Genomic DNA, 15,456 nt, shown 5'->3' with positions numbered 1-15,456 from the left:
CCTTGCCGGGCCCCCTGCGGCCCCGGTATAAGCCGCCCGCAATCTCCCCTCCAATCAAAGTCGGACATCAGTCCGATCAATTCCACTGAAGGATTTAAACCCGATGGCGGTTGAGCGTACTTTTTCGATCCTCAAGCCCGATGCCACCGAGCGGAACCTGACAGGCGCGATCAATGCCATGATCGAAAAGGCCGGTTTGCGCATCGTCGCGCAGAAGCGCGTGCGCATCACCAAGGAGCAGGCCGAGCAGTTTTACTCCGTGCACAAGGCGCGGCCGTTCTTCGGCGAGCTCGTCGACTTCATGATCTCGGCTCCGGTGGTCGTGCAGGTGCTGGAAGGCGAAGGCGCCATTGCGAAGTACCGTGACGTGATGGGCGCCACCGATCCGTCGAAGGCGGCCGATGGCACCATCCGCAAAACGCACGCCAAGTCGATCGGCGAGAACTCGGTGCATGGCTCGGACTCACCGGAGAACGCGGCGATCGAAATCGCCCAGTTCTTCTCGGGCAATGAAATCGTCGGCTAGGAGCCGGCGTGATCCAGAGAAGGCCGCCCTGATGGGCGGCCTTCTCGCAAAATAAGTCTCCGCAGGCAGCGCGGCGACACATTGGGGAGAAGTGGCCTTGGCGAATTTTCTTGAGATGATCAGTTCCGGATGGGGCCAGATGGGCGGCACCGAATTCTGGGTCGCGCTGGTCAAGATCATCTGGATCAACATCCTTCTCTCTGGCGACAACGCGCTGGTCATCGCCATGGCGTGCCGCGGTCTGCCGCCGCATCAGCGCCGATGGGGGATGATCCTTGGCGCCGGCGTCGCCGTCGGCATGCGCATCGTTTTCACCGGCGTGGTCGCCACATTGATGCTGCTGCCGTGGCTGAAGATCGCGGGCGGTCTGGCGCTGCTCTATATCGCCGCCAAGCTTCTGGTGCCGGACGAGGCCGAGGACGACCACGGCGAGGCGGTGCAGAATCTGTGGCGCGCCGTCCGCATCGTCGCGGTGGCCGACCTGATTATGAGCCTCGACAACGTCATCGCCATCGCCGCTGCGGCGGGCGGCAACATGGCACTTCTGGTCATCGGCCTTGCCATTTCGATCCCGCTGATCGTCGCCGGCGCGGCGCTGATCATGGCACTGCTCGACCGGTTCCCGATCCTGATCTGGGCCGGCGCGGCGCTGCTCGGCTGGATCTCAGGCGAGGTGATCGCCACCGATCCGGTCGTGACGGGATATCTCGCGCAATACGGTTCCAGCACCGCGCATATGGTCGAATATGCCGCGGCGACGGTCGGCGCTGTGCTGGTGCTGACGGTCGGCGGCCTGTGGCGCCGGTCGCGGATGCCGGAGGAAAGCGAAGTCTAAGGCGAAAGCAGGGACGCGGGCGGCAAGGCCGATCTCGCCGCCCGTCGCCGCGACTGACGCGCGACTTGCCGCGACTCCGCCGGTATAGTCGCGGCCATGAACCAGACTGTTCGCCCCCCGAAGCAGGCCGTCCGGATCGGCCATTCGGCCTGTCCGCACGACTGTCCATCGACCTGCGCGCTCGATGTCGAGCTGATCGACGAACGGACCATCGGTCGCGTGCGAGGCGCGCGCGACAACGACTACACGGCCGGCGTCGTCTGCGCGAAAGTGGCGCGCTACGCCGAGCGCGAGCATCATGCCGACCGCCTGATGCATCCGCTGCAGCGCGTCGGCGACAAGGGGTCGCGCGAATTCCGTCGCATTGGCTGGGACGATGCGCTCGATATTGTCGCCGAGCAGCTCTTGAGGGCCGAGGCGCGCCACGGAGCGGAGAGCGTCTGGCCTTACTATTACGCTGGCACCATGGGTCTCGTGCAGCGCGACGGCATCCACCGGCTGCGTCACGTCAAGAAATACTCCGGCTTCCATTCGACCATCTGCGTCAATCCGGCCTGGGCGGGCTTTGCCGCCGGCACCGGCAAGATCGCCGGCAGCGATCCGCGCGAGATGGCCAAGTCCGATCTGGTCGTGATCTGGGGCACCAATCCGGTGAGCACTCAGGTCAATGTCATGACCCATGCGACGCGGGCGCGGAAGGAGCGTGGCGCGAAAATCGCGGCCGTCGATGTCTACATGAACGGCACCATGGAGCAGGCCGATCTGCCGGTGCTCGTGAAGCCGGGCACCGATGGCGCGCTGGCCTGCGCGGTGATGCATTGCCTGTTCCGTGACGGCAAGGCGGACTGGGCCTATCTCGACAAATACACCGATGCCCCGCGTGATCTCGAAGCGCATCTCAAATCGCGCGATCCGCAATGGGCCTCGGCGATCACCGGCACGCCGGTCGAGACCATCGAGGCGTTCGCCCGGCTGATCGGCGAGACCAAGCGCACATATTTCCGGCTCGGTTACGGTTTTGCCCGCTCGCGCAACGGCGCGGCCAATATGCACGCGGCGCTGTCGATCGCGGCGGTCACCGGCGCCTGGCAGTACGAAGGCGGCGGCGCCTTCCACAACAACAACGACATCTTCGGCCTCGACAAATCGCTGATCGAAGGCGTCGATGCCCTCGATCCGTCGGTGCGCATGCTCGACCAGTCGAAGATCGGCCCGATCCTCACCGGCGATCGCGATGCGCTGCAGGGCGGCCCGCCGGTCGATGCGCTGTTCATTCAGAACACCAATCCCATGTCGGTGGCGCCGGACCAGACTCTGGTGAAGCGCGGCTTTGCGCGCGACGATCTGTTCGTCTGCGTCCATGAGCAGTTCATGACCGAGACGGCGGAAGTCGCCGATATCGTGCTGCCGGCGACGACCTTCCTCGAGCATGACGACATCTACCGCGGCGGCGGCCATCAGTACATTTTGCTCGGACCGAAGCTGGTCGAGCCGCCGGGCGAGTGCCGCAGCAATCATGAGGTAATCGCCGCTCTGGCGCAGCGCCTCGGCGCCGAGCACAAGGGCTTTGCCATGAGCTCGCGCGAACTCATCGACGACATGCTGCGCCGCTCGAAGCGCGGCACGCTGGCGGAGCTCGAGGCGAACAAGTGGCTCGATTGCCAACCGCCTTTCGAGAAGGCGCATTATCTCGACGGCTTCAACTGGCCGGATGGCAAGTTCCGCTTCAAGCCGGACTGGCCGCGCGTGCCGTTCCGCAGTCCCTATAATTCAGGGCCGGTCGATGACATGCCGGCATTGCCGGATCATTGGGCCGTGATTGAAGCGGCGGACGCCGAACATCCGTTTCGCCTCACGACGTCGCCGGCGCGGGGCTTTCTGAACTCGACCTTCAATGAGACGCCGACCTCGCTGGCGAGCGAGAAGCGCCCGACGGTGATGATCCATCCGGACGACGCAAGCGCGCAGGGCATTACCGATGGCGACGCGGTGGTGCTCGGCAACACGCGCGGCGAGGTGCGTCTGCATGCCAAACTGTTCGACGGCGTGCGGCGCGGGGTGCTGATCGCGGAATCGATCTGGCCGAATTCGGCCTATCCCGATGGCAAGGGCATCAACACGCTCACCTCGTCGGAGTCCGTCGCGCCGTTCGGCGGCGCGGCGTTTCACGACAACAAGGTGTGGGTCCGCCGCGTCTAAGCGTCATTCCGGGGCGCGCCGTTAGGCGCAAGCCCGGAATCCTGCCGCGCACTTTGAGCATCGGTCTGGATTCCGGATCGCGCGCTTCTGCGCGCGTCCGGAATGACAGCGGAAGCTTACAGTTCCTTGCCGATAAAGCGGTCAGCCGAATAACGACCGCCGCCCTGCATGGCGATCAAGAGCAGCGCGACGCCGATCAGCAGCACGTATTCGTAGCCGCCACCGCTGGCGCCGTAGCCATTGGCGAAATGCACAGCGAACAGCGCCACGGCGATCAGGATGCCGTTGGCCGCGGCGAAGAAGCGGGTGAACAGGCCGAGGACCAGCGCGATGCCCCCGACGGTTTCGAAGGCCATGGTCACATAGGCCAGCGGAAGCGCCGGTTCGAGGCCGTTCTTGGCCATGATGTTGGCGGCGACCGCGGCCGCGCCGATCTTGTACTTGAACGCGACGTGCATCAGGAACATGACGCCAACGACGACGCGCAGCAGGGCATAGGCGATGTCGCCCATCCCGGCATAGAAGCCGGCGAGGCCGGGAATAAGCAGTTTGTTATTGTTCAAGACAGTGCCTCATTTGAGGTTATGCGGGAGCATCGAGCTAGATGAGCGTGATGCGTCTTCCAACTCACAATGACGTGTGACCAGTTACACGGATGTTAGTGCGCGGTCTTACGCCACGGGGATGAGCGCGCCGGCGTCCGGCACCGGCTTGCCATCGATCAGGCAGCGGCCATCGACGACCTGAACGCGGCCTTCGGCGACGAGCTTCAGCGACGCCGGATAGATGGTGTGCTCGACCTTGAGCACCCGCGCGCCGAGTGTCGCTTCTGTATCGTCGGGACGCACCACGACCGCCCCCTGCATGATGATCGGACCGGCATCCATTTCCGGCACGACAAAGTGAACGGTGGCGCCATGCACCTTGGCGCCGGCCTCGAGCGCGCGCTTGTGCGTATCGAGACCCTTGAAGGCCGGCAGCAGGGCCGGATGGATGTTGAGCATGCGCTCCTTCCACAGCGCCACGAATTCGGGCGTCAGGAGTCGCATGAAGCCGGCGAGGCAGACGAGTTCGATGCGATGAGCGATGAGCACCTCGTGCATCGCCCGATCGAAGGCGGCGCGATCCTTGCCGAACGGCTTGTGGTCGATGATCGCCGTTTGGATGCCGGCCTTGCGCGCGGTGTCGAGGCCGCCGGCGTCCGCGATGTTGGAGAGGACGAGCGCAATCTCGGCGGGATAGTCGGACGCCTTCGCAGCCTCGATCAGCGCCGCCATGTTGGAGCCGCGGCCGGAGATCAGAACGGCGACGCGCTTCCTCGGCATCGCGCTACAGCTTGAGATCGAGCGTGCCGTCATAGACGACGCGCTCCTCACCGTCGGCGCGGATGACGCTGCCGATGGTGGTGACCTTCTCGCCGGCCTTGGCGAAGGCGTCGGCCACCGCGGCGGCGTCCTTCGGCGCGACGACGACGATCATGCCGACGCCGCAATTGAAGGTCCGCAGCATCTCGTGAGGCGCGATGTTGCCGACCTCTGCCAGCCAGCGGAATACCGGCGGTGCGTTGACCTTTGTCAGATCGATGCGGGCGCCGAGCGCCTTGGGTAGCACGCGCGGGATGTTGTCGGGGAAGCCGCCGCCCGTGATATGGGCGAGGCCTTTCACTGCCTTGGTCGCACGGATCGCGGCGAGACAGGATTTCACATAGATGCGCGTCGGCGTCAGGATCGCTTCGCCAAGCTGCTGATGCGGCGCGAAAGGCGCCGGCGTGCTCCACAGGAGCCCGCTCTTGGCCACCACCTTGCGCACCAACGAATAGCCGTTGGAGTGCACGCCGGAAGAGGCGAGGCCGAGGATAACGTCGCCTTCGGTAATGTCCGGCCGCGGTAGTACCTCGCCGCGCTCGACCGCGCCGACGGCAAAGCCGGCGAGGTCGTAGTCGTCGCCCTGGTACAGGCCCGGCATCTCGGCTGTCTCGCCGCCGATCAAGGCGCAGCCGGCATCTCGGCAGCCGACGGCGATACCGGCGACCACTGCGGCGCCGATCTCCGGCTCCAGCTTCCCGGTGGCGTAGTAGTCGAGGAAAAAGAGGGGTTCGGCGCCCTGGACCACGAGGTCGTTGACGCTCATTGCGACGAGGTCGATGCCGATGGTCTCGTGGCGGCCGGTCTCGATAGCGATCTTGACCTTGGTGCCGACCCCATCATTGGCGGCGACCAGGATCGGGTCCTTGAAGCCGGCCCGTTTCAGGTCGAACAGGCCGCCAAAACCGCCGATCTCGGCGTCGGCGCCGGGGCGCGCCGTGGCGCGGACCATGGGCTTGATCAGGTCCACCATCCGGTTGCCGGCGTCGATGTCGACGCCCGCCTGCGCATAGGTCAGGCCGGTATCTTTTGGGGCCTTATCCGCCATCCTGGCTCTCCGGGGCGGCAAACCGTGCCCGCCCGCCTTCATTTGGCCGTCGCTTACGTGGAAAAGGCCGTTCGCGCAATGCCGCGCGCCCCGTTATACTCCACTTGAATACCTTCCGATGTGGCCCCGTGCCGGGGGCGTTACGTGAGCCGGGTCTGGCGTTGAGCATTCCGAACCTTATTACGCTGGCGCGCATCCTCATGGTGCCCGTCGTGGTCTGGGCGATCGCCTCGCATACGATGTGGCTCGCCTTCGTTCTATTTCTGGTGGCAGGCGTGAGCGACGCCGTCGACGGTTTTCTTGCCAAGCGCTTCGGCATGACGACGGAACTCGGGGCTTACCTCGACCCGCTGGCCGACAAGGCGCTGATCGTCTCGATCTATCTGACGCTTGGGATCAACGGGGACATCCCGCCATGGCTGGTGATCCTGGTGGTGTCGCGGGATATCCTGATCGTCGGAGGCATCATCTTGTCCTGGCTCATGGATAATCCGCTGAAGATCAAGCCGCTGTGGGTGTCCAAGCTCAACACCGTGGCGCAGATCGCCTTTGCCTGCGTGGTGCTGGGCTCGCTCGGCTTCAATCTCCAGGTGCCGACGCTGCGGCTGGTCCTGATGGGCGCGGTCGCGGTGCTGACGCTGCTATCGATCGGCGCTTATCTCAACGAATGGGTCCGCCACATGAACGCTCCGAAAGCGCACTCGTGACCGGCCCGGAAGCGAGCCCGCCGAATGGCGGGGTGACACTGCAGCGCCAGATGACGTTCTGGCTGGTGGCGCTCGCCATCTTCGTGCTGCTGCTGTGGTTGCTGGCCGACATCCTGCTGCCGTTCATCGCCGGCCTTGCCATCGCCTATTTCCTGGCGCCGCTTGTCGACCGGTTCGAACGCATGGGCGTGAACCGCATGATCGCGGCGCTGGGCATCATCACGTTGGTGGTGTTGTTGATCGTGTTGGTGTTGTTGCTGGTGTTGCCGCTGCTCGGCGGTCAGCTCGGCGCGCTGATCCAGAACATCCCGACTTACGTGACCAAGCTGCGCACGCTGATCAGCGACCCGGGCATTCCGTGGCTGAACAAGCTGGTCGGCAGCGGTATCGGCAGCGACAAGGGCATCAGCGATCTGCTCACGCAGGGCGCCGGCTGGATCACCACCTTCCTGACCGGACTATGGTCCGGCGGACGGGCGATCGTGTCGCTGTTTTCGCTGATCGTGGTGACGCCGGTCGTCGCCTTCTACCTGCTGTATGACTGGCACCGCATGGTGACCACCGTCGACAGCTGGATCCCGGTCCGTCAGCGCGACACGGTGCATCAGCTCGTGCACGAAACCGATGACGCCATCGCCGGCTTCGTGCGCGGCCAGGCCGCGGTCTGCGTCATCCTCGGCACCTTCTACGCGGTGGCGCTGACCCTGACGGGCCTGAATTTCGGCCTGCTGATCGGCATGATTGCCGGCCTCATCACCTTCATCCCCTATGTCGGCTCGATGACCGGACTCGTCCTGTCGGTCGGCGTCGCGGTGGCGCAGTTCTGGCCGGACTACACCTGGATCATTGTCGTCATCGTCATCTTCTTCGTCGGGCAGTTCATCGAGGGGAATATCCTGTCGCCGAAGCTGGTCGGCGAAAGCGCCGGGCTGCATCCGGTCTGGGTGATCTTTGCGCTGCTCGCCTTCGGCTACCTGTTCGGCTTCGTCGGCCTGCTGGTCGCCGTGCCGGTGTCGGCGACCATTGGCGTTCTGGCGCGCTTCGCGCTCCGACGCTACCTCGCAAGTCCGTATTATACGGGCGAGACCACAAAGTAGGCGGCAAGTAAACGTCATGTCAGTGCGTCACAACAGCGACAATCTGCAGCGCGCGAGTGCGCCGCGTCAGCTCGTGCTCGCGCTCGATCATGCAATCTCCTATGCGCGCGAGGATTTCCTCGAAGGACCGTCGAATGCCAAGGCTTTGGCGCTGATCGAGCGCTGGCCGGACTGGCCGAGCCGGTTGATGGCGCTGGTCGGTCCGGAAGGATCGGGCAAGAGTCATCTCGCCGCGATCTGGGCAGCGACCAGTGGCGCGCGCGTCATCTCGGCCAAGCGCCTCGGCGAGACCGATCTGCCGCAATCGCTGGCGACCGGGGCATTGGTGGTCGAGGACCTCGATACGCCGGAGCTGGACGAGCGGGCGCTGTTTCACCTGATCAATCTGGCGCGCGAGGAGGGGGCCGACATCCTGTTCACCTCGCGGGTTTCGCCGCCGTCGCTCCCGGTTAAAATCCGCGACCTGCAATCGCGCCTGCGCATGCTGCCGGTGGTGGAACTGGAAGCGCCGGACGACGCGCTGCTGCGGGCGCTGCTGGTGAAGCTCGCCGCCGACCGGCAACTGGCGGTCGACGCCGCGCTGGTGAACTTCCTCGCCAACCGCATCGAGCGCTCGTTCGCCGGTGCGCACCGGGCGGTGGCGGAACTCGACGAGGAAGCGCTGCGCCGGCAGCGGCCGGTGACCCGGGCGCTCGCCGCCGAGCTGTTCAGGGCGACTTAACGCCCTTACCCTAAGGTCTCGACCTCACGCATGTGCCTGGCCGCTACGTCATGCCGGGACCATGATCGTGGCCTATGTCCGTGGCAGCCTCAGGTTCAGCCTTAACATGACTGAAGACACGCAAGCTGCTGTTTCAAAACGGGAAAGCGCCGGTTCGGCGCGGGCCGCATCGGCTGCGCCGGAGCCGGCCGAACCGGCGGTCCGCGAGCGACCCGAACGCTTCATCAACCGGGAAATCTCCTGGCTGCAGTTCAACCGGCGGGTCCTCGAGGAGGCCGCCAACGAGAACCACCCGCTGCTGGAGCGGGTGCGCTTCCTGTCGATTTCGGCCAACAACCTTGATGAATTCTTCATGGTCCGAGTCGCCGGCCTCAAGGGCCAGGTGCGGCAAGGTATCACTACCCGCAGCCCCGAGGGGCTGACGCCGGCCGAGCAGCTTGCCCAAATTCGCGCGGCGGTGTCGCAACTCGCCTATGACCAGCAGCATCGCTGGCTCGAGCTGCGCGACGATCTGGCGGAGGCCGGCATCAGCCTGGTCGATGGCGTCAAGCTCACTAAAGCTGAGAAGACCTGGCTCGAAGACCATTTCCTCACTCACATTTTTCCGCTGCTGACGCCGCTGGCGATCGACCCGGCGCATCCGTTTCCGTTCATCCCCAATCTCGGCTTCTCGATGGCGCTGCAACTCACGCGCGGCCGCGACGGCAAGCTGATGAACGCGCTGATCCGTATGCCGCAGAAGATCGATCGCTTCATCCGGCTACCGGCGACGGGCGACCAGAGCATCCGCCTTATTACGCTGGAGGAGGCGACAGCGCTGCATGTCGGCAAGTTGTTCCCCGGCTATACGGTGAAGGGCGCGGGCTCGTTTCGGGTCATTCGCGATTCCGATCTGGAAATCGAAGAAGAAGCCGAAGACCTGGTGCGTCTGTTCGAGACGGCGCTGAAGCAGCGCCGCCGCGGTTCGGTGATCCGGCTCGAAATCGATGCCACGATGCCGGTCGAACTGCGCGACTTCGTGCAGCGTGCCCTGGCGGTGGCCGACGACGAGGTGTTCAATGTCGATGGCGTGCTGGCCATCAACGATCTGTCGCAACTGACGCGCATCGATCGGCCCGATCTCGAATTCACGCCTTATAATCCGCGCTATCCGGAGCGTATCCGCGATCATGGCGGCGATGCCTTTGCCGCTATCCGGAAGAAGGACTTGATCGTCCATCACCCGTATGAATCGTTCGACGTTGTGGTGCAGTTCCTGCAGCAGGCGGCGCGCGATCCGAACGTGGTCGCGATCAAGCAGACTTTGTACCGCACCTCGGCGGAAAGCCCGATCGTCAAAACCTTGGTCGAGGCGGCGGAGGCCGGCAAATCGGTGACCGCGCTGGTCGAACTGAAAGCGCGTTTCGACGAAGAAGCCAACATTCGCTGGGCCCGCGACCTCGAACGCGCCGGTGTCCAGGTGGTCTACGGCTTCATCGAACTCAAGACCCACGCCAAGCTGTCGCTGGTGGTGCGCCGCGAGGGCGGGGCGCTCGCGACCTATTGCCATGTCGGCACCGGCAACTATCACCCGGTAACGGCCCGCATCTATACCGACCTGTCGTTCTTCACCGCCGATCCGGTCATCGCGCGCGATGTGGCGCGCATCTTCAACTACATCACTGGTTATGCCGAGCCGGCCGAGCTCGAGCGCATGGCGATGTCGCCGGTGACCTTGCGCGCCCGCATTATCGATCACATCAGGCGCGAGACCGCCAACGCCAAAGCGGGTAAGCCGGCGGCGATCTGGATGAAGATGAATTCGCTGGTCGATCCCGACATCATCGACGCGCTGTACGATGCGTCGGCCGCCGGTGTGCAGGTCGACATCGTGGTGCGCGGCATATGTTGCCTGCGGCCGGGCGTACCCGGCCTGTCGGACAATATCCGCGCCAAGTCGATTGTCGGCCGCTTCCTGGAGCATGCGCGCATTTACTGCTTCGGCGACGGTCACGCGCTACCGCATCCCAAGGCCGCGGTTTATTTCTCCTCCGCCGACATGATGCCGCGCAATCTCGACCGCCGCGTTGAAGTGCTGTGCCCGATCGTCAATCCGACGGTGCACGAGCAGGTCCTCGGCCAGATCATGGTCGCCAATCTGCGGGACAATGAGCAGAGCTGGAAGGTCTTGCCGGACGGCGCATCGACGCGCATAAAGGCCGCGCCGGGCGAGGAACCGTTCAACGCCCACAAGTACTTCATGACGAATCCGAGCTTGTCGGGCCGTGGTAAATCGCTCAAGGACTCCTCGCCGCGCAGCCTCATCCGCCGTCTCATCGAAGGCGCGTAAGGCGATCAAAAGCCCGGGGAAAACCGAATCGGTGAAGGGCCGGCTCGACCACGGGCCGGCGATCGCCGTCATCGACATCGGCTCGAATTCGGTACGTCTCGTCATCTACGAAGGGCTGACGCGGTCGCCGACGCCGATCTTCAACGAGAAGGTGCTCGCCGGTCTCGGCCGGCAGGTGCAGACCACCGGGCTGCTGGCGCAGGACGCCATCGATACCGCGCTGCGGGCGCTGGTGCGCTTCAAGGCGCTGTGCGACATCCAGCACGTCCGCACCATTTATCCGATCGCAACGGCGGCTTGCCGCGACGCCCGCAACGGCCGGGCCTTCATCTCGGCGGCCGAGCGCATTCTCGGCAGCAGAATCGAAATTCTGTCCGGCAAGCGCGAGGCGCAGCTCACCGCCTACGGCGTCGTGTCCGGCATTCACAAGCCGGACGGTATCGTCGGCGATCTCGGCGGCGGCTCGCTCGAACTCGTCGATGTGCGTGGCCAGACCGTCAAGCGCGGCCTGACCTTGCCGCTCGGAGGACTGGCGCTGCAGGACCTGACCGGCCGTTCGATCAAGAAGGCCGAGAAGCTGGTCGAGCAGGCTTTCTCCAATCTCGATATCATGAATGCAGGGGTGGGGCGCACCTTCTACGCCGTCGGCGGCACCTGGCGCGCGCTGGCGCGGCTGCATATGTGGCAGACCGGCTATCCGTTCCACGTCATGCATAACTACCGCATCTCGGCGCGCGAAGCGCTGGAGTTCTCGCGGCTGGTGCACCGCGTCGATACCGAGACGCTATCGAAGATCGAAGTCGTCAACTCGGCGCGTCGTCCGCTGCTGCCTTACGCGGCGCTGGTGCTGGAAAATCTGGTACGCAGCCTCAAGCCGAAGGAAGTGATCATCTCGGCGATGGGCGTGCGTGAGGGGCTGCTCTATTCATTGCTCGACAGCCCCGAGCGCGCCCGCGATCCGCTAATCTCGGCGGCGGCCGATCTCAACGTGCTGCGCTCGCGCGCGCCGCGCCACGGCGAGGAACTGGTCGACTGGACCGACCGTTTCATTGCCTCGTCGGGGCTTGATGAAACGGCGGAGGAGGCGCGGCTGCGCCATGCCGCGTGCCTGTTGGCCGACATCGGCTGGCGCGCCCATCCGGATTATCGCGGCGAGCAGGCGATGAACATCATCGCGCATGGCCCCTTCGTCGCCATCGATCATCCCTCCCGCACCTATATCGCGCTGTCGGTGTTCCTGCGGCACACCGGATTGAACGAGGAAGAGCTGCCGTCGCGCATTCGCGAACTGGCGACGCCCTATATTCTCGACCGCGCCCGCGTGCTCGGGGCGGCCATGCGCGTCGCCTACATCCTCACCGCGGGGCAGGACGGCGTATTGCCGCAAGTGCCGATGCGGGTGGTGCGCGGCAGGCTGGTGCTGAAGCTGACCGGGCCTTACGCCAAGCTGTTCACCGAACGTGTGTCCGGCCGCCTGCGCCAACTGGCGCGGCTCATCGGCCGGGAAGCGGTGGTGGAGACCTGAGGTTTTTCACTGCTGACGGATAGTTTCTCCGGTCATCCCCGCGAAAGCGGGGATCCAGCTCTTGCTTGTTGTCTTGGCTTTCTGGGTTCCCGCTTGCGCGGGAACAAACGGAATTAAATTCAGCTCGTCCGGATCAAATCTGCAAACCGCTCCACTTCCTCCGCCGTCGTCTGGAACGACGTCACCAGCCGCACGACGACATTGCCCGCGCCGTCGGCATCCCAGCGATAGAACACCGCCCCGGCGGCCTGCAGCCTGTCGCACAGCGCGGCGGGCAGGGCGGCGAACACTTCGTTGGCCTCGACCGGCCATTTCGGCGCAAAGCCCGCTTTGGTGAGGCCGTCGCTCAGGCGGTCGGCCATGCCGTTGGCATGGCGCGCAAGGCGCAGCCACAGATCGCCGTCGAGGAAGGCTTCCATCTGCGCGGCGATGAAGCGGTGCTTGGAGAGCAGCGCGCCGCCGCGCTTGCGCCGGGCCGACATGCCCTCGGCGCGCTTGGGGTCGAAGAAGATCACGGATTCCGCACCCATGGCACCGCCTTTGGTGGCGCCGAAGGAGAGCACATCGACGCCGGCCTGCCATGTCGCTTCTGCGGGCGAAGCATTCAGCCGTACCAGCGCGTTGCCAAAGCGGGCGCCGTCCATGTGCAGCGCGGCCCCGTGTTCATGCGCGATATCGGCCAGCGCGCGGATCTCCGCGACGCGATAGATGGTGCCGGCTTCCGAGGCCTGCGAGATCGACACCGCCGCCGGCGTGACATGATGCGGCGGGCCCCAGGACGCCTTGTTGTCGAGGCGGGCTTTCAGCGTGTCGGCGGATATTTTGCCGTTGTCACCGGGCAGTTCGACGAGCTTGATGCCACCGCCGAAAAATTCCGGCGCGCCGCATTCGTCGACCGCGATATGCGCGTCTTCATGGCACAGCACTGCGCCCCAGGGCGGCGTGACATGCGCCAGCGCCAGCGCATTGGCGCCCGTGCCGGTCGGAACGAGAAACACGGCGACGTCACGCTCAAACAGCTCGGAAAACTTTTTCTCGACGCGGCGCGTCCAGTCATCATTGCCATAGCCGAGGGCGAAGCCTTCATTGGCGCGCGCCAGCGCCGCCATGATTTCGGGCGCGACGCCGGCCGTGTTGTCGCTGGCGAAGTTCATGTCCCCAGCGGCCTCACCATGATGCCGTTCGACTGCAAGGTTTCCTTGACCACGCGCGCCACCTCGGCTGAGTTGGCGCGGTCGCCATGCAGGCACAGAGTCGAGACGGAGACGTCGATGTCGCGGCCGTCGACTTTGGTCAGCTTGCCTTCGCGGACGACGCGGAGGGCACGCTGCGCCACGACCTTGGAATCGCGCAGTTTGGCGACTCTTTCGATGATCAGCCCGCCATCGTCGTAATCGAGGTCGATGAAGGCCTCGCGGGCGACCCGCGCGCCGGCCGCTTCCGCCGCATCGGCGCCGGGACCGGCGAGCAGCACGAGGAACATCTCCGGATCGTAGGCGGCGATGGCCGCGCCGAGCGCCTTCGACAGCACCATGTCGATCGAGCACGCCTTGTAGAACGCGCCATGCGGTTTCACATGGGCGACCTTCATGCCTTCGCTGCGTGCGATCGCGGTGAGGGCGCCGAGCTGATAGAGCGTGTAATCGACCATCTCGTCGGGCGCGATGGTCATCATGCGGCGACCAAAACCCATGAGATCGGGAAAGGACGGATGCGCGCCGATGGCGATGCCGGCCTGCTTGGCGATGCGGACGGTGGCGCGCATGGTCGCCGGATCGCCGCCATGAAAGCCGCAGGCGATGTTCACGGACGACACATGCGGCAGGAACGAGGCGTCGTCGCCGAGCGTCCAGCGGCCGTAGCTTTCGCCGGCATCGCCGTTGATGTCGATGGATGCCGGCATCAGTCAACCCTTCTCGCTGGCGACCACGCGGCCTTTCTCGATGGCCAGCGCCAGCTTGCCGTGCTTGAGCGCCAGCGCCTTGTCGCCGAACAGTTCGCGCCGCCAGCCCTTGAGCGCCGGCACGTCGGCGTTGTCGTCGGCGGCGATGCGGTCGAGGTCGTCCACGGTAGCGATGACCTTGGCAGCCACAGCGTGGCTCTCCGATGTCATGCGCAGCAGTACCTTGAGCAGTTCGACAATGGCCGCGCCATTTTGCGCCGGGCGCGAGCGCTCGAAGCGCGGCAGCGTCTTCGGGTCGCGTTCGAGGCCCCGCGTCACGGCCTCCACGATTTGCTCGCCCCAGCGCGAACGTTCGAAGCCCTTGGGCAGCGAGCGCAACTGGCCGAGCCGTTCGATCGTGGTCGGCATCTGCGTCGCGACATCGCCGACGACGTCGTCCTTGAGCACGCGCGAGCGCGGCACGTCGCGGGTCTGCGCCTCGCGCTCGCGCCAGGCCGCCACTTCCATCAGCACCGCAAGTTCCTTCGGCTTGCGCACGCGCGTCTTGAGCCGCTCCCACGCTCGCTCCGGGTCCATGCGATAAGTCTCGGGCGAGGTGAGCACGCCCATCTCGGACTCGACCCAGCTGGCGCGGCCGCGCTTGGCCAGATCGGCGGCTAGCTTGACGTAGACGGCGCGCAAATGCGTGACGTCGGACAGTGCGTAGGATACTTGCGCGTCGGTGAGCGGCCGGCGAGTCCAGTCGGTGAAGCGGTTCGACTTGTCGAGCACGTCGCCGGTGATGCGCTGCACGAGCTGGTCGTAGGAAATGGAATCGCCATAGCCGAGCACCATGGCGGCGACCTGCGTATCGACGATCGGATGCGGAATGGTCTTGGCCATGTTCCACATGATTTCGATGTCCTGCCGCGCGGCATGAAACACCTTGATGACCTTCTCATTGGCCATCAGTTGAAAGAACGGTGCAAGGTCGATGCCCGGGGCCAGCGCGTCGATGACGACGGCTTCGTCGTCGGTCGCCATCTGCGCGACGCAGAGCAGGGGATAATAGGTGGTCTCGCGGAGGAATTCGGTGTCGACGGTGACGAATTCGTGGCTCGCCATGCGCTCGCAAACAGCGGCGAGCTCGGCGGAGGTCGTAACAAGGGGGGACATCAACGAGAAGCCTTCTCAGCGTTGTGCGTTCATCACGCACGGTTTCG

Annotated in this window: 14 protein-coding genes; 8 read left to right on the top strand and 6 right to left on the bottom strand. The window is 65.0% G+C overall.

The annotated features are described in order from the left end of the window. Positions 1-103: 103 nt before the first annotated feature. The 3 genes from ndk (at position 104) to E8Q40_RS13745 (ending at position 3,560) form a co-directional block, all read left to right on the top strand. The gene (gene ndk, locus E8Q40_RS13755; protein WP_137045088.1) at positions 104-526 is read left to right on the top strand and encodes a nucleoside-diphosphate kinase; all 423 of its coding nucleotides are present in this window, start codon (positions 104-106) and stop codon (positions 524-526) included. Positions 527-641: 115 nt separating this feature from the next. Next, a complete protein-coding gene (locus tag E8Q40_RS13750) occupies positions 642-1,361 on the top strand; it encodes a TerC family protein (protein ID WP_137046722.1) in 720 nt (239 codons plus the stop codon). Positions 1,362-1,457: 96 nt separating this feature from the next. Beyond that, complete coding sequence (locus tag E8Q40_RS13745; RefSeq protein WP_137045087.1) at positions 1,458-3,560, top strand: molybdopterin-dependent oxidoreductase; 2,103 nt, start codon at positions 1,458-1,460, stop codon at positions 3,558-3,560. A gap of 116 nt (positions 3,561-3,676) precedes the next feature. On the opposite strand, the gene E8Q40_RS13740 is transcribed toward E8Q40_RS13745, so the two are convergent. The 3 genes from E8Q40_RS13740 to purM all read right to left on the bottom strand — a co-directional run bounded on the left by E8Q40_RS13740 (position 3,677) and on the right by purM (position 5,972). Further along, positions 3,677-4,123, bottom strand: coding sequence for a DoxX family protein (locus E8Q40_RS13740; protein WP_137045086.1), 447 nt, complete (start codon positions 4,121-4,123; stop codon positions 3,677-3,679). A gap of 108 nt (positions 4,124-4,231) precedes the next feature. Continuing rightward, on the bottom strand, positions 4,232-4,885 hold the full coding sequence (gene purN / locus E8Q40_RS13735; protein WP_137045085.1) for a phosphoribosylglycinamide formyltransferase: 654 nt from the start codon (positions 4,883-4,885) through the stop codon (positions 4,232-4,234). 4 nt (positions 4,886-4,889) lie between these two features. Beyond that, positions 4,890-5,972, bottom strand: coding sequence for a phosphoribosylformylglycinamidine cyclo-ligase (purM, locus tag E8Q40_RS13730; RefSeq protein ID WP_137045084.1), 1,083 nt, complete (start codon positions 5,970-5,972; stop codon positions 4,890-4,892). 161 nt (positions 5,973-6,133) lie between these two features. Here purM and E8Q40_RS13725 point away from each other — a divergent pair, with 161 nt between their 5' ends. From E8Q40_RS13725 to ppx, 5 genes are all read left to right on the top strand, one after another. Continuing rightward, positions 6,134-6,679 (top strand): CDP-alcohol phosphatidyltransferase family protein, encoded by a 546-nt coding sequence (locus E8Q40_RS13725; protein WP_137045083.1) that lies wholly within the window; start codon positions 6,134-6,136, stop codon positions 6,677-6,679. Next, positions 6,676-7,776, top strand: a complete 1,101-nt coding sequence (locus E8Q40_RS13720) for an AI-2E family transporter (RefSeq protein ID WP_246662841.1) — start codon at positions 6,676-6,678, stop codon at positions 7,774-7,776. The genes E8Q40_RS13725 and E8Q40_RS13720 overlap by 4 nt, the downstream gene beginning before the upstream one ends. 16 nt (positions 7,777-7,792) lie before the next feature. Beyond that, positions 7,793-8,497, top strand: coding sequence for a DnaA ATPase domain-containing protein (locus E8Q40_RS13715; protein WP_137045082.1), 705 nt, complete (start codon positions 7,793-7,795; stop codon positions 8,495-8,497). 106 nt (positions 8,498-8,603) lie between these two features. Beyond that, positions 8,604-10,826, top strand: a complete 2,223-nt coding sequence (locus E8Q40_RS13710; protein WP_137045081.1) for an RNA degradosome polyphosphate kinase — start codon at positions 8,604-8,606, stop codon at positions 10,824-10,826. Between the two features lie 31 nt (positions 10,827-10,857). Beyond that, positions 10,858-12,351 carry an exopolyphosphatase gene (gene ppx / locus E8Q40_RS13705; protein ID WP_246662840.1) on the top strand — a complete coding sequence of 498 codons (1,494 nt, stop codon included), beginning with the start codon at positions 10,858-10,860 and terminating at the stop codon, positions 12,349-12,351. Positions 12,352-12,470: 119 nt separating this feature from the next. On the opposite strand, the gene E8Q40_RS13700 is transcribed toward ppx, so the two are convergent. The 3 genes from E8Q40_RS13700 to rnd are packed head-to-tail and all read right to left on the bottom strand — an operon-like array spanning position 12,471 to position 15,409. Beyond that, the gene (locus E8Q40_RS13700; RefSeq protein WP_137045080.1) at positions 12,471-13,505 is read right to left on the bottom strand and encodes a low specificity L-threonine aldolase; all 1,035 of its coding nucleotides are present in this window, start codon (positions 13,503-13,505) and stop codon (positions 12,471-12,473) included. Next, positions 13,502-14,254 (bottom strand): LamB/YcsF family protein, encoded by a 753-nt coding sequence (locus E8Q40_RS13695; protein WP_137045079.1) that lies wholly within the window; start codon positions 14,252-14,254, stop codon positions 13,502-13,504. The genes E8Q40_RS13700 and E8Q40_RS13695 overlap by 4 nt, the downstream gene beginning before the upstream one ends. 3 nt (positions 14,255-14,257) lie before the next feature. Then, entirely contained in the window at positions 14,258-15,409 is a 1,152-nt protein-coding gene (rnd, locus tag E8Q40_RS13690; protein WP_137045078.1) for a ribonuclease D, read from the bottom strand. Positions 15,410-15,456 lie beyond the last annotated feature (47 nt).

It is taken from the genome of Pseudolabrys sp. FHR47, from assembly GCF_005153485.1.
Lineage (GTDB): Bacteria > Pseudomonadota > Alphaproteobacteria > Rhizobiales > Xanthobacteraceae > Pseudolabrys.
The sequence above is the reverse complement of the archived record's forward strand: the minus strand, read 5'-3'. Positions and strand labels throughout refer to the sequence as shown.